Here is a 24,700-nt window from a genome sequence, read left to right on the forward strand (position 1 = left end):
CCCCCTGCCCGATTGGCACTTCTACTCTGAAGCCAGGTTTGGCGCAAACCCCCGGCTGTTTTTTCCTAATGCCCGGTATTTTTTACTTCTGATTCTGAAAACGTTGCCTTAATATTCCGCCCAAACCCGGGCAAATTGCCCTGGGTATGTTGCTCTTTCGAAAAACACCCACCATATTTGCATCCACAAACGGGGCACTTAGCCCTGAATGCGAAGGGGGATTAGCTCAGCTGGTTCAGAGCATCTGCCTTACAAGCAGAGGGTCGGCGGTTCGAACCCGTCATCCCCCACCACTGATAGACAGCCACTTAGTCGCCAGTGCTAAGTGGTTTTTCTATTACAGTTTCCGGGAGGTTAGCTCAGTTGGTTTAGAGCGCTTGCTTCACACGCAAGAGGTCGAAGGTTCGAATCCTTTACTTCCCACCACCGGCAAACCGCCGCTCAGCTTTGCAGCTGAGCGGCGGTTGTGTTTTAGGCGTTTTGGCCGGGGCGCTGGGTAGTATCGTCATTGGAGCGGGCCCAATAGCCACCCGTTGCGCGGGAGGACCGTTGGGCGTTATACCGGGAGCTGCATAATACAACCCGTTGCCGACTGGGTTTTGGTTTGCCCGCGGCCAGCCGCGGTACTATTTGCTGTTTCGGTTCCGGGTAAGCACGACATCGTCTGCCGAGCGGATTTCGACGAAGCGCTGGCTAGCTACCATCTCCTGCACCTCGCTGGCACTGAACACATCGGCGGCGCGCACTTCGGCCGAAAACGTTAAGTCGGCCAACTGCTCCACGTGCGCTAGAGGCACCTGGTAAGTTCGGAAGGCGCCGAATCGGAAGCTTTCCTCGGGCATCACACTTTCCTGACTGAGCAGGTAGGCGGTTGTCAGCAGGCGGGTGGGCGCGTCGGCATCCAGCGTCACCACGACTTTCCAAAAATCAACTGGTACTTGCAGCTGGCTATCGGTGTAGGCCGGGTCGCCGGGCCGAAACACCGGGCCGGTAAACACGCATACCTTAAAGCCGGCGGTGCGGGCATTGTCGAGCACGTAATCCTCCAGTGCCTTCCAGGTTTGCTGGTTGAGCTGGGGCATTTGCGGCACGGCATTGGGGTACACGAACGTATCGTCTTCGCCTTGCTGCGCTTCGGCCTCCGAGCGACCCCAGCCGCCGTTTTCTCGCTTGGCCATGTGCCCTTTGTCAAACGCCTGGGGCCCGTAGAATTCTTTGTGCCCGATCTGCGCGCTTTTGGGAATACGCGGGTCGTAGCCCCAGGAGTCCTTGCGCTTCAGCTTGATTTTCAAGGCTCCATCCAGGTTTTCCGCGCTGAAGATGGCCAGCCGCCGCGGCTCGCTCATCACCACCGAGTAGTGCGTGTAGGGCAGGGCTTGTTTCGGGAATGGCACTTTCAGCACCGCGTGCGAGCGGCCTGGTGTGGGCAGGAGCACTGCCACGCCCAAAAAATCATCCTGGTACCCTTGCCGGTCGGCGAGTTGGGCAACGGTGCGTTTCGTTTCGCTGAATCCTTCGGCCGGTACCCGCAGGGCTCCGGGCGAAACGGGCACCCACGAGCGACGGGCGATGATGCTGCGAATGACCTCGGCCTTGACGGCGTAGTTGGTTTGGCGGAAGCTCCCGCCGAAGTGCAGCCCGACCACCTTCCCCGAAGCGAGGTCGAATACGGCCGACCCGGAGTTGCCGCCCAGCGTGGTGGCGTCGTGGGTGAAGTACCACGCGTTGCCCCCGGGCTGGGCCACCTTGCCGGGTGCAAAGCGCTTCACGTCGTAGATATCCTTGAAGATGCTCTGCATGAGCACGTCGTCGTTGCGGCTGTCTTTGGCTGGATAGCCCACCACGGCAATGTCCTGCCGGCCGACCACCGGCTGACTGGCCAGCTCCAGCGGCGGGGGCAGGCCGGGGTCTTTCTTGATTTGCAGCACCGCCATATCGGGCGCGCCATCCGCGTCGTCGGCTATCCAGAGAATCTTGGCTATGCCAAACTCCTGGGAGTCAGCCCCACTGTACTCCTCGAGGAAGTCGACCCGGGCCCGGACGATTTTGCCGGCTTGATTGGCGCTGAAGCGGAACTCGCGGCCGTAGCGGCGGGCAAAGATGTTGGCCACGTGGCGGTTGGTGATGATCAAGTCCTCGTCAACGCGCCAGCCGGTGCCGCACCACTCGTACGTATCGTGGTCCGTCAATTCAATACGCCCCACCGAAGCAATGGGCTTTTTCATCTTGCTGCGGAAGCCTTTGATAGCGGCTTCCACTTCGGGCACCTCGGCCGTTTCGAACAGCCCGTTGCGTACCAACAAGGCCGGACGCAGCTTTTCGAGGATGATGGCCTCACTTACCCGGTTGGCATCAAAAAACGCTTCGTGGACGCTCGGTGCCAACGCTTTGCGGAGGTGGTGGGCTACTTCGTCGGTCTTGGTCGCTACTACCAAGGCGCGGGTTGACGTCAGGCGCCCCGTGTTGGCTAGGCGTTCTGCCACCTCCCGCGCCCCGTCGGCGCGCAAAATAGCCGCTATTCGGCTTTCGGTTCCGGGAGCGTCGATACGTGTATTTGCAGCCATAGCCAGTTGGGTTTGCGGTGAAAATGCTTTCCCAAGCTAGGCCCCGCAGACAGCTCGGCTATACCGTGCTAGCACTGAATTTTAGGGTTGCCTTGTCCGCAGCCGCCACCCGGTAATCAGCGGAAACAACACGAAGGCCGGCTCGGCGAACAGGCGCCAGCGGTAGCCCACAAAAAACACCAAGCTCAGCAGCAGCACCACGCCCAGGGGCAGCAGCAGCAGGGCATCGGGGTGGCGGAAGCGCAGCCCGCGCCACTGCAGGGCGGTGGCCACTACGCTCAGCAGAAATGCCAGGTGCACGGCGGCCGTAACCGGGTGGTAGCGGGTGCGAAAGTCATTGGCCACGAAGTTTTCGGGGCTGAAAAACGCCAGCAACTTGCGGCCCAGCAGGCGCAGCTCGGCGCCGGGGTGCTGGCTTATCCACTGCCGGGCCAGCCGGGCGCGGGCCTGACTTTCCTGGTACTGGTTCAGCCCGGCCAGCCGGGGCAGGTGCTGCTGCACCCAGCGGCCGAACGGCTTGTCGGCTTCGTCCCAGTCAAACATAAACCGGCCCTGCGTGACCGGGTTGTGGCCCTGCAGCAGCTCGAAGCCGGGCTGGGTGCTCAGGATGTAAGCCCCGAACAGGCGGTGGTTTTTGACGAGAATGGGTAGGTGCAGCAGCAGCGTTAGGCCCAGCGTGAGCAGTGCCGGGCGCAGTACCCCGCGCCAGCCGCGGTGCTGCCGGTAGCCGTGCCAGAGCAGCACCGCGAACATGCCCCCGTAGACGGCCAGCAGGTAGCCCCGCAGTAGGCAAGACAGCGTGACGACGGCAGCCAGCAATACGGCTTTGGCCGGTGGCAGCGGTCGGCCGCCGAGCAGGCCCAGGAGTTGGTAGGTCGTCCAGATGAGCGCGGGCAGGCAGAGGTTTTCGTACCAAAACCACGCGCCGATGTACCAAAGCACCGAGGGGTACAGGGCCAGCAGCAGCCCGCCCAGGCCGGCTAGGGCTGCCGGCAACCGGTACCAGCGCAGAATTTGCCGGGCGTACCAGCCGGTGACCACGCCCCCCACGGCCGTGAGCAGGTACACCGCCGCCGTGAAGTAGTGCCGGGGCAAGCCGAGCTTAAACCAGGCGGCATACACCCAGACCGGAAAGCTGGCGTGGAAGGCATCGGGGCGCAGCTGCTGCCGACCGGCGTCGAAGCTGACGTAGCCGCGGCCCTGCAGCCAATGCTCGGCAATGCGGGCGTTGCGCACCTCGTCCCAGTTCCACTCCAGCCCGGGGTTGTTGTGCCAGAGCAGCGCCAATCGTAGCAGCACCAGCGCCAGGGCCAAAATCCAGAATAGCAGGCGCCGACGGTGTACCATGAATGCGAAGGTATCGGCTGGGGGCCAAAGCGCGGTGCCGCGGTTACCTTTGCGCATTCGTCGTTTCGCCCCTCAATGCCCACTGCCTCTGCCTCGTTGCGTTCTGCTTTCCGCTCCGGCCGTTGGCTGGTGCCGGCGTTTTTTGGGGTAGTGCTGCTGCTGGGCCTGCTGCTGCACCGCGACTACGGCGTTTCCTGGGACGAGCCCGTGGACCGGCTCAACGGCATGGTCAACGCCAAATACGTGGCCGAAAAGCTGGCGCCCGCCGTGGCCCGGCGTCAGGACAACTACGCCCTGATTCCGGACTTAGCCACGTATGCCGACCAAGACCACGGCGTCGTGTTCGAGCTGCCTTCCATTTTGCTGCAAAAGCTGCTGCGCCTGGAGGAACCGCAGCAGGTGTACTGGACGCGGCACCTGCTCATCTACCTGCTCTACACGGGCGGGCTGCTGGCCTTCTACAAGCTGGCCCGCCTGCGCTTCGGCGACTGGCGGCTGGCCCTGCTGGGCACGGCCGTGCTGTACTGCACGCCGCGTCTGTTCGCCGATGCCTTCTACAACGCCAAGGACGGGCTGTTTCTGGCGTTTTTCACCGTGGCTATGTTTACGCTGGCCCGCCTGCTGCGCCACCCCACCGCCACCCGCGGGCTGTGGCACGGCGTTGCCACCGGCGTTGCTATTGCCCTGCGCGTCAACGGGGTGCTGCTGGCCCCGCTCACAATATTGGGCTTCGTCTTGTGGCTGGGGCAACGCCACCGCGGCAGCCGCGGGCTGTGGGAAGCCGCGGGGCTGTGGGTGCTGCTGAGCACGGCCACCACCGTGCTGTGCTGGCCTTTTCTGTGGGAGCACCCCTGGGCCCACTTCGCGCAGGCATTCAGCAACTTCCGCCAGTTTTCCCGCGGGGCGTCCACCGTGCTTTACGGCGGAGGCTGGGTGTCGGCGCTTGATTTGCCCTGGCACTACGCGCCGTGGTGGCTGCTTATTACAACCCCGCTGGCTTACACCGCCGCCTTCGGCCTCGGCGCGGCGGCCTGGCTGCTGCGCTACGGCCGCCGCCCGCTGCGCGTGTTGCGCACCTACGCCGGCACCCTCGACGTGCTGACCGGCGCTTGGCTGCTCGGGCCGCTGGTGGCCGTGGTGGTCTTTCGCTCGGTGCTCTACGACGGCTGGCGCCACCTCTACTTTATTTTCCCGGCCTTCGTGCTGGTGGGCCTGCACGGGGTGCGGGCGCTGTGGCTGGGCCGGCGTCAGTGGCGGCGCCCGCGCTGGCGGCTGGTGGCGGGCAGCTTCGCCGCTCTGCTGGCTGCTGGGGCGCTGGAGCCGCTGTGGCGCCTTGTGCGCGACCATCCTCAGCAGCAACTGTACTTCAGCCTGTTGTCGCCGGCCACCATCGAAGCGGGCTACGAGGGCGACTATTGGGCGCTAACCTACCGGCAGGGCCTGCAGTGGATTCTCGACCACGATTCGGCGGCGCGCATCACCGTGCGCTCCTACCGCCCCGAGCCGGTGTACAACAACATGCAAGTGCTGGACCCGGCCGCGCGGCAACGCTTGGTGCGCGTGCCCCCGCAGGGCGAAGCCGAGTATTTCATCACCAACTACCGCTGGCACCCCGAGTCCTACGCCGACTCCATGGGCCAGGAAGTGTACCGGCTGCGAGTCAACGGGGTCAGGGCGCTGTCGGTGTTTCGGCGGGAGCGGCGGCCGTAGCGGCCAGCATCAGCAGTTGCTCGTGCAGGGCTAGCACCTGGGGCAGCACCGGCGTCGCGTCGTCGTTGCGCACCACGAAATCGGCCCGGCGCAGCTTTTCTTCCTCGCTGAGCTGCTTGCCGATGATGTTGAGCACGTCCTGCGCAGTGCGGTGCGGGTCGCGGTGCAGCACGCGCTGCTCGCGGATGGCCTGCGGGGCGTATACCGTGATGATGCGGTCGAGTAGCTGCCAAGAGCCCGATTCGTAGAGCAGGGCAGCTTCCTTGAGCACGTAGGCGTGGCCGGCGTGCTGCTGGGCCGTGGCCCAAGCCGCGAAGTCGTGGCCCACGCGCGGGTGCACCAGGGCGTTGAGCCGGGCCAGCTGTTCGGGGTCGTTAAAGGCCAGCTGAGCCAGAAAGGCGCGGTTGAGGCCGGCGTCGATGTAAGTGTCGGGGCCGAAAGCTGCTTCCAGGCTGGCGCGCAGCACCGGGTCGTGGTTCATCACCCACTTGGCGCGCGTATCGGCGTCGTATACGGGCACGCCGAGCAGGGCAAACAGCCGGCACACCACCGTTTTGCCCGAGCCGATGCCGCCGGTAATGCCAATCTTCAACATGGAGGTAGTGCGTTATCGATGACGGGCCGGCCGCCCGCGGAGCTACTTGTCAGTTCGAACGTGGGCCGGCAGCACCCGGGCCGTGGAAGCGCCGCCGATGCGGGCCCCGCGCACGGTGTAGGGCAAGGGCCGAAACAACAGCTGCACGGTGGAATCCTGGTGGCGCAGCTGCCGGTAATCGGCAAAGACCTGCACCTGCTCCAGGTTGAGCCGGGCCGAATCTTCGGGGAAATACTCCAGCGTCACGGTTACCTGCGCGGGCTGCAGGCGCAGGGCGCTGTCGGTGGGGGCATTGTGCAGGGTGGGCGTCACCAGCAGCTTGCGCGTGCGCACGGCCCGCGGCTGCAGTTTCACCTGCACCTGCTGCACATCGGTTTCCACCAGGGCCGGCCCGCCGATGGGCACGATGATGGTACCGTCGGAGCGGCCGGCCGGCGCTTTGGGCAGGTGCACCTGGTAGTAGTTGGGCAGGGCGTTGAGCGTGGTGGCCGGCCCGCGGAACGTCACCTCGGCCGGCTCAAAGCGCGCTGCATACGGCAGGGCCGCTCCGTTGGCGGCCGGGCTCAGGCGCAGGGGCAGCTGCCGCGTCACCAGCTGGTCGAATTCGAAGTAGACCGTATCGGTGAGCACCGCGTTGAGCTGCAGGCTTTCCATGGCCCCGATCAGGCCGGGGCGCAGGGTGCTGCCGGCCACGGCGCCGCTGCCCAGGGGCCGCCGCACAATCACCTCGGCCGGTTTGATGTCCAGCCCCAGCGTGTTGCGCAGCAGCTTCCAGCCGCGGCCCGTCACCTGCACTTCCACGTGCTCGGGCAAGGGACGCACCGGGATGAAGCGCGCTTCGTCGTAGTGCCACTGCAGCGGGTAGCTGATGCGGGTGGTGTAGGTTTTGTTAAGCGCGTTGAGCAGCCACAACACCACGGCCGCCAGAAAGCACGAGGTTACCACCCGCCAGAAGCTGCGCTCCGGCTCCGAAAGTGGCCGCACAAACCATTGGGCCAGGGAACGAGCTGCTTGCAGAGGCATAGCTTTCCGACGGAGAAAGCAACAATATACGGACTTAGGCTACCGTTTCGCCCGTGTTGGCCCCGCCGAGCTGCCGGGCAATGGCCGTGCGGTCGAAGGTCAGGCGCGTGCCTTTGTCGACTTCCAGGGTCACCTTCTCATCGCTCAGCTCCACCACCCGGCCGTGCAGCCCGCCGATGGTCACGACCTGCGAACCTTTGCTCAGGTTTTCGCGCAGCTTTTTGGCTTCGGCGGAGCGCTTCTGCTGCGGCCGGATCATGAAGAAATAAAACACGCCGAGCAGCAGCAGCGGAAACGCGTACTGCAGGGGGCTGTTCGAACCAGCCGGCGCTTGCAACAGAAGGGTGAGGAACATGAGCTGAGGGCAGGAGTTTAAAAGCGAATGAGTTAGAGAGTCGGTGATATCACTCACAAACTCCCTAACTCATTAACGCACAACCTAAAATTACTGACGAACCGGGCCGGCCGCGCCGTCGAGCACGGTGCCTTTGATGGTCACCACGGTGGTGTTGGGCTGGGTATTAGCCGTGATGGTCACGGTTTTGTTCTGCACGCCCGATTTGCCGTGCGAGTCGAACTGCACGTCGATTTTGCCTTTGGCCCCGGGAGCTACCGGGTCCTTGGGCCACTGCGGCACGGTGCAGCCACAGGATGCCTGGGCGTTGTCAATGAGCAGCGGGGATTTGCCGGTGTTGGTGAATTCGAAGGTGTGCTTCACCACCTCGCCCTGCTGAATCGAGCCGAAGTCAAACTCCGACTGGGCGAAGGTCATGACCGGAGCATCCGGGTTCGGGGCGGCGGTTTCGGCGGCCACGTTGGGGTTGTCCACCGTCGGGTTGGCCGCGTCGGCAGCCTGGGTGGCCGCTTGGTTCATGCCGGCCTCGCCGACTTCGGTTTTCTGCTGGTTGCAGGCGCCCATCGAGAGCAGGCCGGCGGCCAGCAGGGCGGAGAACAAAGTGCGTTTCATGGAATGGGCTAAGTGAAAACGGCGCCGCCCTTGCGGGCCGCGCGGCAGACGTTCAATGCCAAAGATACGGCAATAGGCAGTAGTGCAATGCGGCTGGCCAGCACGACAAAGCCGAACGTCATTCCGAGCGCAGCCGAGGAATCTCGCGTGCTCACGCCAAGTAGTAATTTCCCCGTTCAACGAAAAAAATACTATTGGACGAACCCACGTGAGATTCCTCGGCTGCGCTCGGAATGACGTTCTGACGTGTTTTGCCCCGAATTACTTCAGGTTGTTAATCACGTTCTGGGCAAACTGCGAGGTGCTGGCCGAGCCGCCCAGGTCGCCGGTGCACTGCTCCTTATGGCGCAGCGTCTCGTTCAGCGCGTTTTCGATGCGGGTAGCGGCCTGCTTTTCGCCCAAGTGCTCCAGCATCAGCAGGGCCGAGCGCAGCAGGGCGGTGGGGTTGGCAATGCCCTTGCCGGCAATGTCCGGGGCCGAGCCGTGCACGGCCTCAAAGATGGCCATGTCGTCGCCGATGTTGGCACCCGACACCACCCCGAGGCCGCCGACGAGGCCGGCGCAGAGGTCGGAGAGAATGTCGCCGAACAGATTGGTCGTCACAATCACGTCGAACTGCTCCGGCTTGGTCACCAACTGCATGCACATGTTGTCGATGATCTTGTCCTCGTACTGAATGTGCGGAAACTCGCGGGCAGCCTCGGCGGCGGCGTCGAGCATGATCTTGCCGGGTACCTTCAGGATGTTGGCTTTGTGGGCCAGCGTCACCTTCTTGCGGCCGTGCTTGGCGGCGTAGGCGAAGGCGGCGCGGCAAATTTTGCGGGCCCCAGCCACCGACACGCGGGCAATGGAGTCGCCGATGCCGTGGTGCTCATCCCACAGCTCCAAGCCGGCGTACAGGCCCTCCGTGTTTTCGCGGAACAGCACGATGTCGATGCCCGAGTAACGCGAGCTGATGCCCTCGGTGGTCTTGGCCGGGCGCAGGTTCTGGTACAGGTCGTACTTCTGCCGCAGCGACACGTTGATGGAACGGAAGCCCTTGCCCACCGGGGTGGTGATGGGGCCTTTCAGCGCCACGCGGTTTTTTTCCAGCGAATCGAACAGGGCCTGGGGCAACAGCTCGCCCGACTGGTCGAAGGTAGTCTGGCCGGCGTTCTGCTCTTCCCACTGCACGGGGACTTGAGCGGCGGCGAAGATGTCCTGCACGGCGCGGGTGATTTCGGGGCCGATGCCGTCGCCGGGGATGAGGGTGATGGTATGCATGACGAGGAGAATGGGCAAAAAGCGAATGTGCTAATGGTTAATGTGCTGACGTGCTAATGATGAAGGGGAGTTTCATTAGCACGTCAGCACATTAACCATTAGCACATCCTGAGTTATAGCGCCGTCCGGCGCGAGTTGATCTGGTTGATGAGCTGGTCCACGTCGCCGAGCAGTTGCTCGGCCTTGTCCTTGGCGTCGCGAATAACTTTCTGGCCTTCGGCGCGGGCCGAGGAGGGGCCTTCTTCCGTGCGGCTGGTCACCAGGCTTTCGGTGAGGTCAGCGAGGATTTCGCGGGTGCGCTCCAGCTGATAGCTCAGCCAGCTGCGGGTTTCGCGGCCTTTTTCGGGGGCGAATAAAAGGGCGACAGTGGCACCGGCTAGGGCGCCGGTCGTGAAGCACAGGATGCCGGTAGTGGTTTTGCTGGCCATGGGGCGGAGCGAAAAGAGGAGGATGGAATGCGCGGGCAAGGTAAGAAACCTACGCGCTCAACGGTAGCCGCGGGCCGGGGGTTTTGCGAGTGAATCGGAGAGACCGGAAAAATCTAGAACGTCATGCTGAGCTTGCCGAAGCATCTCTACCGCACGACGCAACGAAGCGGCAGAGATGCTTCGGCAAGCTCAGCATGACGGCCTTTTTCATTCGTTGCCCTCCCCAAAAACAGTCTACTGGTTGTCCAGCAAACCGCGGCCCGACTTGCGGATGGCGCCGCTGGCCATCAGGTCTTGGGCCAGCTTGTCGAGGATGCCGTTGACGAACTGCTTGCTCTTGGGCGTGCTGTAGAGCTTGCTGATTTCGATGTACTCGTTGATGGTCACCTTCACCGGAATCGAGCGGAAGAGGTGCATCTCGCAGAGGGCCATCTTCAGGATGATTTTGTCCAAGAGGGCTACGCGCTCCACGTCCCAGTTCTGCACGGCGCCGCTGATGAGCTGCTCGTAGCGGGCGTCGTCGGCCAGGGTCTGCTTGTAGAGCGTTTCGGCAAACTCCTTGTCTTCCTTCCAGTTGGCCGAGAGGCTGAGCAGCTCCATGGTTTCGTCGGTGCCCTCTTCCAGCATCTTCAGCGTCTTCACCACCAAGTTCTTGACGATGCTGCGGTTTTCCTCCCAGTTGAGGTCCTGCGCTTCGAGCAGGGCCGGAATGGCCTCGCCCTTAAACACGTAGGTTTTGTAGATGTGCTTGAGAATTTCCTGCTCGGCGGCGTAGTCGCCAGCCGGGGCGGCGAGGTAGCTCAGCAGCTCCGGGTCGTTGCGCATTTCGTTGCGCCAAGCGCTGCGCAGGGCTTCCATCTCGTCTTCGCCGGCCCACTGCAGGGTGCGGCGAATGGTTTGCTCCTGCAGCTGCTTGTTGGCCTCGATTTTGAGCGCAACGGGGTTTTGCTCCAGCTTGGTGGTGTCGGCCAGCTGCTCCTTGTTGGGCGTGAAGCGGCGGGCTTCGCGCTGCCGTTCCTCCTCCAGCACTTGGCGCAGGGCCGCGGGCAGGTTGAGCAGGTGCAGGTACTGGTCGTGGATGCTTTCGGTGGCCTGCAGCATCTGGCCGAGGTAGAAGGTGGTTTCCTTCTGCACCTGCTTGCGGTAGTAGCCGATGGCGTCTTTCACGGCATCGTTTACCTCCTTGTTGTCCAGCTGCTCGGGCTCTTCGATGCCGCCGGCCTTGTGCCACTCGCGGAAGCCCACTTCGGCCATCTTCTGCTGGCCTTGCAGCAGGCGGCGGTCCTGGGGAACCATGGAGTTCAAATCAGGCTGAAAAGCTTCGCCAATGCGGTCCAGGGCCAAGAGGTAGTCAGACGACACGGCCTGGTCGTAGGCGTAAAGGGCCTGCATGACTTTAATGCGAAGCGTACGGCGGTTGAGCAAAACGGAAGAGGTTAATGAGTTTGCGAGTCGGGGAGCTTATGAGTTGGGGAGTCGCTGCCCAGAAGTTCTGAACAACAACTCCTGCCGGCATAAACTCCCCAACCCGTAAACTTTTAGTACGTCGACTTCACCTTGCCAATGGCAGCAATGCGCTGCTCGGCCTGACGGATGGCTGCTGCCTGCGGGTGCAAACCCTCGGCGGCAGCTTTCTCCAGTACCTGGATGGTGTAGTCGTAGATTTTTTCGGTCTGGGTGAGGGCGCCTTGGCGGGTACTGCCCGTCACCTCGGAGTAGACGTTGATGAGGCCGCCGGCGTTGATGAGGAAGTCCGGGGCGTACAGGATGCCGCGCTCCACCAGGGCCGGGCCGTGCACGTTCTCGTCCTTGAGCTGGTTGTTGGCGCAGCCGGCCACCACGTGGCACTTCAGCCGGTCTATGGTGTCGTCGTTGATGGTGGCACCCAGCGCGCAGGGCGAGTAGATGTCCACGTCCTGGTCGTAGATGTCGTCGAGGCCCACCACTTGGGCGCCGAACTTGGCGCCGGCTTCCTCGGCGCGCTCCTTGTAGTAGTCGGTCAGCACGATGTGGGCGCCCTCCTTGGTGAGGTGCTCCAGCAGGTAGGTGCCCACGTGGCCCACGCCCTGGACGGCAATGCGCTTGCCGGCGAGGCTATCCGAACCGAAGGCCTTCTTGGCCGCGGCCTTCATGCCCATGTAGGTACCGTAAGCCGTTACCGGCGACGGGTCGCCCGAGCCGCCCATTGATTCGGGCAGGCCGGCTACGTGCTTGGTTTCCATGCGGATGTACTCCATGTCCTTAGTGGTCATGTTCACATCCTCGGCCGTGATGTACTTGCCGTTGAGGTTCTGCACGAAGCGCCCGAACTTGCGCAATAGGGCTTCGGTTTTCAGCGTTTTGGCGTCGCCGATGATGACGGCTTTGCCCCCGCCCAGGTTGAGGCCCGAAATGGCGGCCTTGTAGGTCATGCCGCGCGAGAGACGCAACACGTCGTTGAGGGCTTCGGCTTCCGTGGCGTAGTGCCACATGCGCGTGCCGCCGAGGGCCGGCCCGAGCACCGTGTTGTGGATGCCGATGATGGCCTTCAGGCCGGTTTCGTGGTCGTGGCAAAACACAACCTGTTCGTGCTGATGATCAGCAATCTGGCCGAAGATGCTGGTCTCGGGCAGGGCTTGAATCTCAACCATGGGGAAAAATGTTTGTGGGAATGGGTAGGGATGATTGGGAGGCGTATCGGTTATCGACTCGGTTACCTACGTTTTTCCGCACAAAAGGGAGTCATGGCCGGTTTCTGACTACTGACTTCCCGCTGCGCAGTACCTTTGGCCACCGCTCCGAAACCGGGCACAAAGGTAGCCCGTTTTTTCCGACTACGCCCACCGACAACGTTGCCAACGCTGGCCAGCCGACCTGTTTCTTGCCGGGTTTTTTGCCCGCCTGTCGGCTCTTTTTCCGCCTCTCTCCCGCCCTCCCGTGAAAGCTCTCCGCGCTACCGATAAGTACCTGATTCGCTACAAATGGCACTTCCTCGGCGGGGTGCTGTTCGTGTCCCTGAGCACGTTGCTGGCTATTTTTCCGGCCCAGGTGGTGCGCTACGCCTTCGACTTGGTGCAGGAAGGCATTGCCCTTTACCACCTCTTTGCCGGCACCCGTGCCCAGCAGGAAGTGTACTCGCTGTTCGGCCGCAACATCATCCTCTACGGCACGCTCATCATCCTGCTGGCCCTGCTGCGCGGGGTGTTTCTGTTCTTCATGCGCCAGACGCTCATCGTGATGAGCCGGCACATCGAAAACGACCAGAAAAACGAAATCTATCAGCACTACCAGTCCCTGCCGCTGAGCTTCTACCGCCGCCACAGCACTGGCGACCTGATGTCGCGGATTTCGGAGGACGTGGGCCGGGTGCGCATGTACATCGGGCCGGCCATCATGTACTTCCTGCAGCTGGTTATCCTGTTCCTGCTCATCGTGCCGCTGATGCTCATTGTCAACGTGAAGCTGACGCTGCTCACTTTGCTGCCGCTGCCCATCCTGAGCGTGAGCATTTTCTACGTCAACGGGTTGATTGAGAAGAAGTCCGACGAAATTCAGAAGGCGCTGGCGGGCATGACCACTTTCGTGCAGGAAGCGTTTTCGGGCGTGCGCGTCATCAAGAGCTTCGTGCGCGAGGAAGACTCGCACCGCAATTTCACCACCGCCTCCGACGAGTACCGCGGCAAGTCGTTGAGCCTGAACTTTGTCAACTCGCTGTTCTTCCCGCTCATCATGTTCCTCTCGGGCATCAGCACGGTAGTTACGGTCTGGATCGGCGGGCAGGAAGTGATTCGCGGCACCATCACCACCGGCACCATTGCCGAGTTTCTGATCTACGTGAACCTGCTGACCTGGCCAGTTACGGCCCTGGGCTGGACTTCGTCGCTGGTGCAGCGCGCCGAGGCCTCGCAGGCCCGCATCAACGAGTTCTTGGATCAGAAAACCGACATCGTCTCGCTCAACAACGTCGAGCGGCCCATTGAGGGCGACATCGTGTTCGAAAACGTGTCGTTTGTGTACCCCGACACCGGCATTAAAGCCCTGCAGGACGTCTCGTTCCGCATCCAACCCGGTCACACGCTGGCGGTTATCGGCAACACGGGCTCCGGCAAAACCACCGTGGCCAACCTGCTCTGCCGCCTCTACGACGTGACCAGCGGCCGCATCCTCATCGACGGCATCGACGTGCGCGACTACACGCTGACGTCGTTGCGCAGCCAAATCGGCTACGTGCCCCAGGACGTGTTCCTCTTTTCCGACACCATCGGGCACAACATCGCCTTCGGCCTCGACCACAGCACGCCGCAGCAGATCGAGCAGGCCGCCAAGGACGCCGACGTATACGAAAACATCGTGCGCTTCCCTGAGGGCTTCGAAACCAAGGTGGGCGAGCGGGGCATTACGCTCTCGGGCGGGCAGAAGCAACGCGTGAGCATTGCCCGGGCGCTGATCAAGGAGCCCAGCATTCTGATTTTGGACGACTCGCTGTCGGCCGTCGACACCAAGACCGAAAACGCCATCCTGGCCAGTTTGCAGCGCATCATGCAGAACCGCACCAGCCTCATCATCTCGCACCGCGTGTCGTCGGTGAAGCTGGCCGACCACATCCTGGTGCTCGACGACGGCCGCATCGTGCAGCACGGCACCCACGAGGCGCTGATGGCCGAGCCCGAAGGCCTGTACCGGGCCCTCTACGAACGGCAGCTGCAGAGCGAGGAGGCTTAGGCAGGCTACGCTTCGCGGCTTGCGGCTAATATCCGCCTCGCGGGTCGTTTCCGCGACCCGCAGGGCACAGCTTCGCGCTACTGCATCAGCAACTCCGCCGCCCGTTGTCCGCTCCGGGCTCCCATGGCCACGCCCATGCCGTTGCAGCGCAGGGCACCGTAGATACCCGGCGCCAGCTCCCCGACAAACGGCTCCAGCTCCTGCCCGAAGCCCATCACCCCGCTCCAGCGGTGCTCGATGGCCACGTCCCGGCCGGGCAAAATCACCTCGCGCAACAGTTGCTCCAGCCGGCCTTGCACCAGCGGCGTCAGGCCCGGCTCGGTGGTGGCTTCGGCGGCGAAGTCCAGGTTGCGCCCCCCGCCGAGCAGTAGACGCCCGCCGGGCAGGGGCCGGAAATAGTAGTAGCCCTTGTCGTAGTGGAAGGTACCGGGCAGATCAAGCCCCGGCACGGGCGCCGTCACCAGCACCTGCCCGCGGCCGGGCGTCACGTCGAGGTCAGGGAAGAATTGCCGGCTGAAGGCGTTGGTAGCCAGTAGCACCCGTCCCGCTTCGAGGCCGGCCAGCGGAGTGCGCAGCTTCACCGCCGTAGGGCCGCTTTCCAGGCTTTCGACGGGCACGCCGTGCAACACTACCACGCCTTCCTGCCAAGCCAGGCGCAGCAGTGCGTGGAGCATGCGGCCGGTATCGAGGGCGCCTTCGGCCACGTTTTCGAGGATGCCGTGCACGCCCGCAAACCCGAAGTGGGCCCGCCGGTGGCTGGCTTCGCGAAAGATTTCCGGCTCGCCGACGATAGGCCCGAGCAGCTGGTTGTAGTAATCGAGCCGGCTGCGGCACTCGGCCGCCAGCGCGGCCTCCTCGTTGCGAAACAGCTCGAAGCCGCCCAAGGGTTCGTAGCCAATGGCCGCGTCGCCAAGCAGCTCGCGCAGCAGGCGCAGGCCTTCCCAGCGGTAGCGCACCACCGCCAGCAGCGCGGCCGTGCCACCCCGCTGCTCCTGTTCCATCAGCTCTGACACGCTGCCGAAGCAGGCAAAACCGGCGTTTTTGGTGCTGGCCCCGTTGGGCAGCACGTCGCGCTCCAGCACCAGCACGCGGGCCGTGGGGCGCAGTCGCTTGGCGAAGATGGCCGCCGTCAGGCCCACCAGTCCGCCGCCGACCACGGCCACGTCGAAGCCCTGCAGAAACGTCTGTTTTTCCCAGTAAGACAGCAATGTGGGCATAGAACGCGGGAGAAATTCACAAAAAAGCCTCCCGGCCACGAAGCCGGGAGGCGCAAAATAAGGCCGAACAGCGGAGCTTACTGGCCCAGCGTGACGCGGCGCATAAAGGTCTTATCGGCGACGGAGCAGCGCACCACGTAGCTGCCGTTGGGCAGGTTGCCGAGCGGCACCGACATGGCCGCGCCGTTGGCCGACAACGCCTTGGTCAGCACCGGCCGGCCGTCGGCGTCGTTGACCTCTAACTGCATGGGTCCCTTGGCGTTGGTGCGCACCCGCAAGGTGTTGTTCACCGGGTTGGCCTCCACGTTGAAGGTGATGGTGGGCGCGTCCACTTTGGTCTGCTCCGCTCCGGCCGTAATCAGGGCGGTGGGTTTGTCCGTGGTGGACGTTTGGGCCAGGCCGACCACCGGCAGGGCCATTAAGAGAAACGAGTAAACAAACGCTTTCATAGGCAAAAACGACGGCGTTTTGACGGCGCTAAGATACAGGATTGACGGCGCTTAGCCGTGGTTATCAGTCCGCAACGCGCCCGCGCAGCGGTTTCAAACGCTGAGTGGCCAATTTTCGTGCCCGAAAAGAACCTTGTGCTTGCTGAAAAAAATCTTGCCGGCGGGGTTGCATCAATGAAAGTTTAGCATGTACATTTGCACCCACATTGTCCGAAAACGGGGTGTAGCGCAGCCCGGTAGCGCGCTACGTTCGGGACGTAGAGGCCGTAGGTTCGAATCCTGCCACCCCGACTACAACAAAGCAGTAGCCATCATACCAGGCGACTACTGCGGAGGACAATGTACCGGCGCCTTTCCCGAAAGGCGCCAACGCTCGGGGTGTAGCGTAGCCTGGTATCGCGCCAGCATGGGGTGCTGGAGGTCGCAGGTTCGAATCCTGCCACTCCGACGACAAAAGCCCGCTGAACTACGGTTCGGCGGGCTTTTTTGCGTTTGGTCGGTATTGGTCGCCGGTGTGCTGCCCTATTTCAGCCACCGGCTGCTTCGCTAACGAGGAATTCACCCGGACGTGGGTTCAGCTTTATGCTGCTTCTTGGCGCAACAGCCAGGTCTTGAACGCCGCAAACTCGGCGGGCAGCGCAGTTCGTTGCTCTGGGCGGCCGGCCAGCGCGGCAGCAGCGGCGGGCAACGGTATGCGAGCGGCAATGTCGGCGGGGAATACGTCCGGGAACTTGCAGGGGTGGGCCGTGGCCAAAAACACCCCGACCACGGCCTCCTGCGGGTGCACCTGCCGCCACTGCTGCCAAGCCCGCCAGGCAATGGTCGTGTGCGGGCACAGTACGTAGCCGTGCTCATCGAATACCCGGCGGATAGCGGCGCGGGTGTCGTCGTCGGAGTAGCTGTAGCCGGTGATGAGGCCACTCAGGGCGGTGGGGTCGGCGCGCAGCAACTCCGTAATGCGGACCCAATTGCTGGGGTTGCCCACGTCCATGGCGTTGGAGAGCGTGGCTACCGAGGGCTTGGGCTGATACTGGCCGGTGCGCAGGAAGGCGGGCACGGTGTCGTTGGCGTTGGTGGCGGCCAGAAACTGGCGCACGGGCAGGCCCAGGCGCCAAGCCAGCACCCCGGCGCCCAGGTTGCCGAAGTTGCCGCTGGGCACCGAAAACACCACGTCGCGGTGGCCCTGCCGCAGCAGTTGGGCGTACGCATGGACGTAGTAAAAGGCTTGCGGAATCAGGCGGGCAATGTTGATAGAGTTGGCCGACGTCAGCCGGAAATGCTGGTTTAGCTCGGCATCGGCAAAGGCCTGCTTTACCAGGGCCTGGCAGTCGTCGAAGGTGCCTGCTACCTCCAGCGCGCGGATATTCTGGCCGTTGGTGGTCAGCTGCTGCCGCTGAATGGGGCTCACCTTGCCGCGGGGGTACAGAATGGTGACGCGCACGCCGGGCACGCCCAGGAAGCCCAGAGCCACGGCGCCGCCGGTGTCGCCGGAAGTGGCCACTAGCACGTCGAGGGGCCGGCCGCCTTCCTGGGCCAGGAAGTAGCTCATCAGCCGGCTCATAAAGCGCGCCCCGAAGTCTTTGAACGCCAATGAGGGGCCGTGAAATAGCTCCAGCACGTAGGTATCGGCCGCCAGGGCCACAACCGGGGCCGGAAAATCAATGGCCTCGTCGACGATGCGCCGCAGTTCTTCGGGCGGTAGGGCATCCGGTAGCAGGGCGTGGGCTAGTTCGTAAGCTATCTGCGCGAAGCTCAGGTCGGGCAGCTGCGCCCAAAAGGCCGCCGGCAGCCGCGGAATGTCGACGGGCAAGTACAGGCCGCGGTCGGCGGGCTGGCTGGTAAACAGGGCTTCGCGAAACGGCACGCGCAGGGCGCGGTTGTTGGTGCTGTAGAAGGGCATGTTAATCAAAAACGACCCTGGAAGGACAAAAAAACGGGAGGGCGGCAAGCGGGTATTGACGGCCCCAAAACCAGGAGCTAGGCCTCGCTACCTCTTCGGTGTTAGTCGATTACCCGCGGCCCTTGTTGATTAACCGCCGATACATACCCTTCGCTGCCCACGCCCAAGCCCGCCAGGTGGCGTTGCAGCTGCTCGGTAATAGCGGCAGCGGTGGCCTCGTCGGGGGCGAAGGCGAAGACGGAGGGGCCGGAGCCCGAAATGCCGAAGCCCACGGCGCCGGCGTGCATGGCCAACTCGCGCAGGCGGTAAAAATCGGGGATGAGCATGGCGCGCACGGGCTCGACTAGCACGTCCTGCATGCTGCGGCCGATCAGTCCGATATCGTTTAGAAACAGGCCGCTGACCAATCCGGCTACGTTGCCCCACTGCGTGACGGCGTCGTGCAGCGGCACGGTGCGCCGGATAAGCTGGCGGGCGTCGCGGGTGGCGACTTCCACGTGCGGGTACACGATGGCGCAGTGCAGCGGCGGCGCGGGCAGGCGCACCACCTCCAGGGGCGCGTAGCTGCGGATGAGCACCACCCCGCCGAGCAGGGCCGGGGCTACGTTGTCGGCGTGGCCGGTGCCGCAGGCCAGCTCCTCGCCCTGCATGGCAAAGGGCAGCAACTCCAGCGGCGTCAGGGGGCGGCCCAGCAGCTCGTTGATGGCCCACAGGCCCGCCACGGTGCTGGCCGCGCTGCTACCCAGCCCGCTGCCGATGGGCATTTGCTTGTGCAATTCGATGTCGACGCCGAAATCGGCATCGCGGCCGAGGTGACGCAGCAGCATCTGCACGCTGGCGCTGACGGTATTGCGCTCCGCCGCCAGCGGCAGCCGCCCATCGTCGCCCGTGATGCGGGTGACGCGCACGCCCGGCGCGGCGCGGCGGGTCATCCGTACTTCGTCGCCGGGCCGCTCAACGGCCAGGCCCAGCACATCGAAGCCACAGACGAGGTTGGCCACGGTGGCGGGAGCGAATACGCGGACGGAATCGGGCATAGGGTAAATAGGCAAACCGTTGGACAGGAAACCCAGCATGACGCTTGGTGGAACGGTAAAGATAGAAGCTCTGGCAAGGCACAGGTATTCCGGCCTACGCTGCTCCGCTGCTGCTGCGGAGCTGCGTGTGCAGATCTAAAGCCAAGCCACGCGCTTTATCACGAGAGGGGCGCAATACAGTGGCAGCACTGATGCGCGGTATCTAGCGGCTTGTCAGCTTTGCCGGGTCAAACGCACTGAACCCTAACCTCGAAAGCACTCGTGAAAACACTTTTACTGTCTACTAAATGCTGGGGGCTGCTATGCGTAGCCCTTTTTTCGCAGCTGGTAGCCCACGCTCAACTGGAGCTATTGACGATTACAAAATCGCCTCAAACTACCTCGACCCAAACCATTGTAATTCCACAATCGGCCACCATACTGGACAATAGTGTACAGCAGGAAAGAAATTATAACGCCCAATTAATCGACACGACTCCACTGCCCAAACCACCGGCCTCCAGTTTGCCTCTTATTCAAGCAAACGTTACCCGAAAAGTAATTCAAATTGACTCGTTGAGCTCTATTCGGGACCAAGCAAAAGCACTCAAGCAGGCCAAAGAAGTCGAGCGCATTCAAGATGTTATTGAATATTATGATCGGCAGAAAACGCAGCTAGTGGCCGATTACGAACGGCAAAAAGCAGAAGAAGCGGAACTGCGTCGCAACATGACCAAGGTACAGGAAGCCTTGAAGCGTCAGATACGCGACATCTACGAAGACCAGCTAAGCAAGCTGCGGGCAGACGTAACGAAAAATAGTCTGTTGCTCAAGGAATCGTTGGACTCCCACACCACCGAAATACAAAAGATCAAGCAATTCAAGGACAGCCAGACCCCTGCCGATTCGCTCGACAAAGACCTTACGGCCACCTGGTACAAAGCGTACCGCGGCTTTGATGCGGACGTCCGAAACCTGGAGCTGAGACTAGCCGACGCCACTGCTTCCTACCGAGATTTTGCCAAAGTCACCAGCGCATTCGCGAGCTACAAGATCGGGGCTATTGACACCTCCAGCGCGCAGAAGAAAGAATACAACCAGCAAATTACCAATGTTCAGCGCGCAACAACTGACTTAACGCTGAAGCTGGATTCGGTGCGTTTTCAACTCACTGCCTACAATCAAAAGCTCAAGGACTGGGCCGAAAGCTTCCGCAGCCAGCAAGCTGCCAAGGCCAAACTAGCGGCAGCAGCTAGCAACGAAAGCAACCTAACCGCTTTGCCGGCGCTAACCGGTATTAAAGGCACTGGGCTATTTATTCCCGCAGTGTCACTTATTGGCAGCCGGCGCAATGGTACTGCAGAAAGCCCGCATATGTATTCGCTGCGGTTGTTTACAGCTCTGGGGGGCACCGACAATGCGAATGATGTGCCCAGTAAGCGCGGCACCGAACGCCTGTTCATTGCGGATGCCAGCTCGTTTGGCTTTAGTGGCAATGCGGTATGGGCAATGAAGTATGGAAAAAGGCCGGATGCCGTTATGGGTGTCAGTTTCGGCGCTGCTTACCTCGACAAGCTGATGACGCCGGATACCATTACGCACTTCACGAGCGGGGTGGCAACCATGCGCGCCGGCTTGGAGTGTTACCTGATTCCCAATGTACTGTTGCTATATGGTGGGGTAAATAGCCTTAGCTTTCTAACCAACCGCAACCAAATAGCCTCTCATTTTACGGATACGCGCCCCAAAGACGTCTATTTTTATCCCGACGCCGGGGCACGGGCCATTTTAAATGTAAGTCAGAAAAGCGGCGTGACTTTTCTCTTTGAATTAGGTTTTGTGGTCAAGAATAATGATGTGCGCAAGTTTGTCCCCAACGACGATTTCGTTATTACCACACTGCGGGCTACGCTGGCCAAGAATTTTGCGCTGTAACAGACTGTTGCCCGGCACGGTCTGACTCGCAACGCCCGCTCCGTTAGCACCTGAGCGGGCGTTGCTGATTGGATATTGCCCTCATCCTATGTGTATTACCCTGATAGCAACAGCCCGTTATGACGCCGGCTCCGGCCACGGTAGCGGGGCGTATTTGCGGCTCTAGCCCCTGTTACTTTTCACGCGTAGTTGTTTTGCTTACAAGCAGCTATATCCTTTTTTATCCTCCTTACATTTGGCTAATCACACTCACTCAACCCCAACCAACTTGAAACACCGTTACCTACCCGCTTCGGCGCGCCCGCTGCTGAGTGGTGCGGCGCTGCTGCTGGCCCTGAGCAGCGCCCGGGCCCAACAGCCGGCGGCCACCTTGTTGCGCGACGCCGAGCCCACCGCGTCGCCCTTGGCGGCGGCTTTGCAAAGCGCCCGCCCGCTGCTGCTGGACCCGGCCACGGCCCGCGCCGTGCTGGCTACTGCCCCGCCCGAAACCCGCGCCGGCGCCCAGCCGCTGGTGTTGAGCCTGCCTCTGCCCGACGGCAGCACGCAGCGCTTCGCCGTGTGGCAAAGCAGCGTGATGGCGCCGGGGCTGGCCGCCCGTTACCCCGACATTCAGACCTATACCGGCCGCGGCCTCGACGAGGCCTCGGCCACCGTGCGCTTGGACCTGACGCCGGCTGGTTTTCACGCCCAGGTACTCTCGCCAGCGGCCGGCACCGTGTTTATCGAGCCGGCGCGCCGCGGCGACACCCAGCACTACCTGAGCTTTAACAAGCGCGACATCCGGGACGGCGCCGTGGAGCAGCAACCCTGCAGCTTCCAGCCGGCCGCCAAAGCTGCGGCCCGGCAGGCCAGCGGCTTCGCGACGGCCCTGCCGGCTTACAACGGCACGGCGGCGCAGGTAGCCGGCGGCGGGCAGCTCCGCACCTACCGCGTGGCCGTGGCCACCACGGGCGAGTACGCGGCCTTCCACGGCGGCACGCTGCCGCTGACCTTGTCGGCCATCGTCACCAGCGTCAACCGGGTGGTGGGCGTGTACGAGAAGGAATTGGCCGTGCGCTTGGTGCTGGTGGCCAACAACGACCAAATCGTGTACCTCAACGCCAGCACCGATCCGTACACCAACAACGACGGCTCGACCATGCTGGGCGAGAACCAGACCACCGTGGACAACCTCATCGGTCCGGCCAACTACGACATCGGGCACGTGTTCAGCACCGGCGGCGGCGGCGTGGCCGGCTACGCGGTGGTGTGCCGCAACGGGAACAAAGCCCGCGGCGTGACCGGCAGCTCCTCGCCGGTAGCCGACGCCTTCGATATCGACTACGTGGCCCACGAAATGGGGCACCAGTTCAGCGGCTCGCACCCCTTCAACGGCAACGCCGGCAGCTGCGGCGGCGGCAACCGCAGCGCCAGCGCGGCGTGGGAACCGGGCTCGGGCTCGACCATTATGGCCTACGCCGGCATCTGCGGCACGGCCCAAAACCTGCAGCGCAACTCCGACGCCTTCTTCCACGTGGGCAACTACGAGGAGATGCGCGCCTTTATCGTGACGACGCCCTGCGCCGTTGTTTCCCCTTCGAACAACGCGGCGCCGGTGGTGAGCATTCCGGCCGCCAAGGCGCTGCCCATCAGCACGCCCTTTAAGCTGACGGCCAGCGCCCTGGACATCGACGGCGACGCGCTAACGTACAGCTGGGAAGAAATTGACCGCGGTTCGGCCGGCTCGCCCACGGCCACCCAGACGGCCAACAACAACGTACCGCTGTTCCGCTCCTGGGTGCCGACTACCTCGCCCACGCGCTACTTTCCGCGCCTCTCGGATTTGGTCAACAACACCGTCGTCATCGGGGAGCGGCTGCCCACCGTTACGCGCCGCCTGACCTTTAAGTGCACCGCCCGCGACCAGCACAACGGCCCGCTGGGCGTTATCGGCGGCGTGAGCAGCAGCGACTCGCTGAAGCTGACGGTAACCAACGCGGCCGGCCCCTTCGTGGTGACGGCCCCGACGGCCGCGGGCCTGAGCTGGGCCGGCGGCAGCTCGCAAACGGTGACCTGGGACGTGGCCAACACCACCGCCGCGCCGGTGAGTTGCGCCACCGTCAACGTGCGCCTGAGCACCGACGGCGGCCTGACCTACCCCACCATCTTGGCTGCGGGCGTGCCCAACAACGGCACCGCCACCGTGACGGCGCCGAACGTGGCCACCACCACGGCCCGCATCATGGTGGAAGCTGCTGACAACTACTTCTTCGACATTTCCAACGCGGACTTTGCCATTACGACGGCCAGCCCCTGCGCCCCGGCCACGGCGCTGGTCATCAGCAACGTCACCAACACCGGCGCCACGCTCAGTTTCACCACGGCCAGCGGCGCCGCGCAGTACGTGGTGACGACCACGCCCGCCAGCACCACCCAAACGGTGAGCAACGGCCCGGTGAGCTTCACGGGCCTGACGCCGGGCACCACCTACACGGTGCAGGTGGTGAGCAGCTGCGGCACGGGCAGCACCTCGGCGGCGGCCACCGTGAGCTTCACCACCACCGCCCCCACGCCCTGCCTAGCGCCTTCGGAGCTGGCAGTGACCAACATCGGGCTGACTTCGGCTACGCTCACCTTCCTGGGCTCGCCCGGCGGCGGCAGCTACACCATTACCACGGTGCCCGCCACCACTACCCGCACGGTAACGGCCGGGCCGGTGACGCTGACGGGGCTTTCCTCGGCCACCAACTACGTGGTGCGCGTGGCCGGCACCTGCACCAGCGGGGCTACCTTCCCGACGGCCAGTGTCAACTTCCGCACGCTGGCGCCGCCGCCCGCTAATGACGCTTGTGCCAACGCCTTGGCGCTGGCTTGCGGCACCACCGTAACGGGCACCACCGAGGGCGCCACGGCAACCGGCGACCCCACCGCTACCTGCAGCACCACCATCGACCAGGGCGGCGTGTTTTACCGCATCACCGGCACGGGCGCGCCCATCACGCTGAGCACCTGCTCGGCTACCACGAACTTTGACACCAAGCTGTTCGTCTTCACCGGCACTTGCGGCAGCTACACCTGCGTGACGGGCAACGACGACGCCAGCCCCAGCTGCGGCGCCAACTCGGTGGCCTCGACGGTTAACTTCAATTCCACCCTGGGCACCAGCTACTTGGTAATGGTGTCGGGCTGGGACGACGAGGTGGGCAACTTCGCCCTGACGGCTAACTGCACCCCGCTGGCTGCTAAGGACGCGGCCGCCACGGCCTTCCAGGTATGGCCCAACCCGGCCGGCACCCAGGCCGCCTTCCACGTGACGCTGCCCGCCCCGGCGACGGCCGCTACCGCTACCCTGCGCAACGTGCTGGGCCAGCGTGTGGCCGAGCGCAGCTTCAGCGGCACGGCCACGGAAGTATCGACCACGGGCCTCGCGCCGGGCACTTACCTGCTCACGGTGCAGGTGGCCGGCCAAGCCCCGGCCGTGCGCCGCGTGGTGGTTGAGTAAGGGCAAGAATTGGTTGCTCTTCCTCTGCCCTACCCACCTGGTTTTGCAGTAACAAAAAGCCCCGGCCGGATTCGGTCGGGGCTTTTTGTTACGTAGCAGTCGGG

At 63.2% G+C, this 24,700-nt stretch carries 18 protein-coding genes and 4 tRNA genes; 8 read left to right on the forward strand and 14 right to left on the reverse strand.

The window, feature by feature from the left end; genetic code table 11:
* Positions 1–215: 215 nt before the first annotated feature.
* Positions 216–293 (forward strand) — tRNA-Val (locus LJ737_RS02000).
* Between the two features lie 55 nt (positions 294–348).
* A tRNA-Val gene (locus LJ737_RS02005) sits at positions 349–426 on the forward strand.
* Positions 427–626: 200 nt separating this feature from the next.
* Here LJ737_RS02005 and LJ737_RS02010 read toward each other — a convergent pair.
* Positions 627–2,564, reverse strand: a complete 1,938-nt coding sequence (locus LJ737_RS02010) for a DNA/RNA non-specific endonuclease (protein ID WP_227762552.1) — start codon at positions 2,562–2,564, stop codon at positions 627–629.
* Positions 2,565–2,645: 81 nt separating this feature from the next.
* The gene (locus LJ737_RS02015; protein ID WP_227762553.1) at positions 2,646–3,911 is read right to left on the reverse strand and encodes a hypothetical protein; all 1,266 of its coding nucleotides are present in this window, start codon (positions 3,909–3,911) and stop codon (positions 2,646–2,648) included.
* A 75-nt stretch (positions 3,912–3,986) separates the two neighbouring features.
* On the opposite strand from LJ737_RS02015, the gene LJ737_RS02020 reads away from it, so the two are divergent.
* Positions 3,987–5,621 (forward strand): ArnT family glycosyltransferase, encoded by a 1,635-nt coding sequence (locus LJ737_RS02020; RefSeq protein WP_227762554.1) that lies wholly within the window; start codon positions 3,987–3,989, stop codon positions 5,619–5,621.
* Here the strand turns inward: LJ737_RS02020 and coaE are convergent.
* From coaE to LJ737_RS02060, 8 genes are all read right to left on the reverse strand, one after another.
* On the reverse strand, positions 5,581–6,216 hold the full coding sequence (coaE, locus tag LJ737_RS02025) for a dephospho-CoA kinase (protein WP_227762555.1): 636 nt from the start codon (positions 6,214–6,216) through the stop codon (positions 5,581–5,583). The genes LJ737_RS02020 and coaE overlap by 41 nt on opposite strands.
* Positions 6,217–6,258: 42 nt before the next feature.
* Positions 6,259–7,239, reverse strand: a complete 981-nt coding sequence (locus LJ737_RS02030; RefSeq protein WP_227762558.1) for a YbbR-like domain-containing protein — start codon at positions 7,237–7,239, stop codon at positions 6,259–6,261.
* Positions 7,240–7,273: 34 nt separating this feature from the next.
* Entirely contained in the window at positions 7,274–7,594 is a 321-nt protein-coding gene (yajC, locus tag LJ737_RS02035; protein WP_227762562.1) for a preprotein translocase subunit YajC, read from the reverse strand.
* Positions 7,595–7,684: 90 nt separating this feature from the next.
* Complete coding sequence (locus LJ737_RS02040; RefSeq protein ID WP_227762566.1) at positions 7,685–8,206, reverse strand: DUF1573 domain-containing protein; 522 nt, start codon at positions 8,204–8,206, stop codon at positions 7,685–7,687.
* 261 nt (positions 8,207–8,467) lie between these two features.
* Positions 8,468–9,469 carry an isocitrate/isopropylmalate dehydrogenase family protein gene (locus LJ737_RS02045; RefSeq protein ID WP_227762567.1) on the reverse strand — a complete coding sequence of 334 codons (1,002 nt, stop codon included), beginning with the start codon at positions 9,467–9,469 and terminating at the stop codon, positions 8,468–8,470.
* A gap of 113 nt (positions 9,470–9,582) precedes the next feature.
* Positions 9,583–9,897, reverse strand: a complete 315-nt coding sequence (locus LJ737_RS02050) for a YtxH domain-containing protein (protein WP_227762568.1) — start codon at positions 9,895–9,897, stop codon at positions 9,583–9,585.
* Positions 9,898–10,131: 234 nt separating this feature from the next.
* Positions 10,132–11,322 carry a transcription antitermination factor NusB gene (nusB, locus tag LJ737_RS02055; RefSeq protein ID WP_227762569.1) on the reverse strand — a complete coding sequence of 397 codons (1,191 nt, stop codon included), beginning with the start codon at positions 11,320–11,322 and terminating at the stop codon, positions 10,132–10,134.
* Between the two features lie 113 nt (positions 11,323–11,435).
* Entirely contained in the window at positions 11,436–12,527 is a 1,092-nt protein-coding gene (locus LJ737_RS02060; protein WP_227762571.1) for a Glu/Leu/Phe/Val dehydrogenase dimerization domain-containing protein, read from the reverse strand.
* Positions 12,528–12,813: 286 nt separating this feature from the next.
* Here LJ737_RS02060 and LJ737_RS02065 point away from each other — a divergent pair, with 286 nt between their 5' ends.
* Entirely contained in the window at positions 12,814–14,598 is a 1,785-nt protein-coding gene (locus LJ737_RS02065; protein WP_227762573.1) for an ABC transporter ATP-binding protein, read from the forward strand.
* A 77-nt stretch (positions 14,599–14,675) separates the two neighbouring features.
* On the opposite strand, the gene LJ737_RS02070 is transcribed toward LJ737_RS02065, so the two are convergent.
* Together LJ737_RS02070 and LJ737_RS02075 are read right to left on the reverse strand one after the other, a co-directional pair.
* Positions 14,676–15,815, reverse strand: coding sequence for an NAD(P)/FAD-dependent oxidoreductase (locus LJ737_RS02070; RefSeq protein ID WP_227762575.1), 1,140 nt, complete (start codon positions 15,813–15,815; stop codon positions 14,676–14,678).
* A gap of 77 nt (positions 15,816–15,892) precedes the next feature.
* Positions 15,893–16,264, reverse strand: a complete 372-nt coding sequence (locus LJ737_RS02075) for a T9SS type A sorting domain-containing protein (RefSeq protein WP_227762578.1) — start codon at positions 16,262–16,264, stop codon at positions 15,893–15,895.
* 217 nt (positions 16,265–16,481) lie between these two features.
* Between LJ737_RS02075 and LJ737_RS02080 the strand changes: the two genes are divergently transcribed.
* Both LJ737_RS02080 and LJ737_RS02085 read left to right on the forward strand, forming a co-directional pair.
* Positions 16,482–16,555, forward strand: a tRNA-Pro gene (locus tag LJ737_RS02080).
* An 83-nt stretch (positions 16,556–16,638) separates the two neighbouring features.
* Positions 16,639–16,712: transfer RNA gene (locus tag LJ737_RS02085), tRNA-Pro, on the forward strand.
* Positions 16,713–16,844: 132 nt separating this feature from the next.
* On the opposite strand, the gene thrC is transcribed toward LJ737_RS02085, so the two are convergent.
* Positions 16,845–18,164: a threonine synthase gene (gene thrC, locus LJ737_RS02090; RefSeq protein WP_227762579.1), complete on the reverse strand. Its 1,320-nt coding sequence runs from the start codon at positions 18,162–18,164 to the stop codon at positions 16,845–16,847.
* 101 nt (positions 18,165–18,265) lie between these two features.
* Positions 18,266–19,201: a homoserine kinase gene (locus LJ737_RS02095; RefSeq protein WP_227762580.1), complete on the reverse strand. Its 936-nt coding sequence runs from the start codon at positions 19,199–19,201 to the stop codon at positions 18,266–18,268.
* 261 nt (positions 19,202–19,462) lie between these two features.
* Here LJ737_RS02095 and LJ737_RS02100 point away from each other — a divergent pair, with 261 nt between their 5' ends.
* Positions 19,463–21,115: a hypothetical protein gene (locus LJ737_RS02100; RefSeq protein ID WP_227762581.1), complete on the forward strand. Its 1,653-nt coding sequence runs from the start codon at positions 19,463–19,465 to the stop codon at positions 21,113–21,115.
* A gap of 268 nt (positions 21,116–21,383) precedes the next feature.
* A complete protein-coding gene (locus LJ737_RS02105) occupies positions 21,384–24,596 on the forward strand; it encodes a reprolysin-like metallopeptidase (RefSeq protein WP_227762582.1) in 3,213 nt (1,070 codons plus the stop codon).
* Positions 24,597–24,700: the final 104 nt, after the last annotated feature.

It is taken from the genome of Hymenobacter sp. 15J16-1T3B, from assembly GCF_020711235.1.
Classification (GTDB): domain Bacteria; phylum Bacteroidota; class Bacteroidia; order Cytophagales; family Hymenobacteraceae; genus Solirubrum.

What these genes read in the sequence shown, in the direction of transcription:
- LJ737_RS02030 (WP_227762558.1), bottom strand. Translation starts at nt 7,239, where the DNA reads ATGCCTCTGCAAGCAGCTCGTTCCCTGGCCCAATGGTTTGTGCGGCCA.
- coaE (WP_227762555.1), bottom strand. Translation starts at nt 6,216, where the DNA reads ATGTTGAAGATTGGCATTACCGGCGGCATCGGCTCGGGCAAAACGGTG.
- LJ737_RS02045 (WP_227762567.1), bottom strand. Translation starts at nt 9,469, where the DNA reads ATGCATACCATCACCCTCATCCCCGGCGACGGCATCGGCCCCGAAATC.
- yajC (WP_227762562.1), bottom strand. Translation starts at nt 7,594, where the DNA reads ATGTTCCTCACCCTTCTGTTGCAAGCGCCGGCTGGTTCGAACAGCCCC.
- thrC (WP_227762579.1), bottom strand. Translation starts at nt 18,164, where the DNA reads ATGCCCTTCTACAGCACCAACAACCGCGCCCTGCGCGTGCCGTTTCGC.
- LJ737_RS02020 (WP_227762554.1), top strand. Translation starts at nt 3,987, where the DNA reads ATGCCCACTGCCTCTGCCTCGTTGCGTTCTGCTTTCCGCTCCGGCCGT.
- LJ737_RS02015 (WP_227762553.1), bottom strand. Translation starts at nt 3,911, where the DNA reads ATGGTACACCGTCGGCGCCTGCTATTCTGGATTTTGGCCCTGGCGCTG.
- LJ737_RS02040 (WP_227762566.1), bottom strand. Translation starts at nt 8,206, where the DNA reads ATGAAACGCACTTTGTTCTCCGCCCTGCTGGCCGCCGGCCTGCTCTCG.
- LJ737_RS02095 (WP_227762580.1), bottom strand. Translation starts at nt 19,201, where the DNA reads ATGCCCGATTCCGTCCGCGTATTCGCTCCCGCCACCGTGGCCAACCTC.
- LJ737_RS02070 (WP_227762575.1), bottom strand. Translation starts at nt 15,815, where the DNA reads ATGCCCACATTGCTGTCTTACTGGGAAAAACAGACGTTTCTGCAGGGC.
- LJ737_RS02060 (WP_227762571.1), bottom strand. Translation starts at nt 12,527, where the DNA reads ATGGTTGAGATTCAAGCCCTGCCCGAGACCAGCATCTTCGGCCAGATT.
- LJ737_RS02075 (WP_227762578.1), bottom strand. Translation starts at nt 16,264, where the DNA reads ATGAAAGCGTTTGTTTACTCGTTTCTCTTAATGGCCCTGCCGGTGGTC.
- LJ737_RS02050 (WP_227762568.1), bottom strand. Translation starts at nt 9,897, where the DNA reads ATGGCCAGCAAAACCACTACCGGCATCCTGTGCTTCACGACCGGCGCC.
- LJ737_RS02010 (WP_227762552.1), bottom strand. Translation starts at nt 2,564, where the DNA reads ATGGCTGCAAATACACGTATCGACGCTCCCGGAACCGAAAGCCGAATA.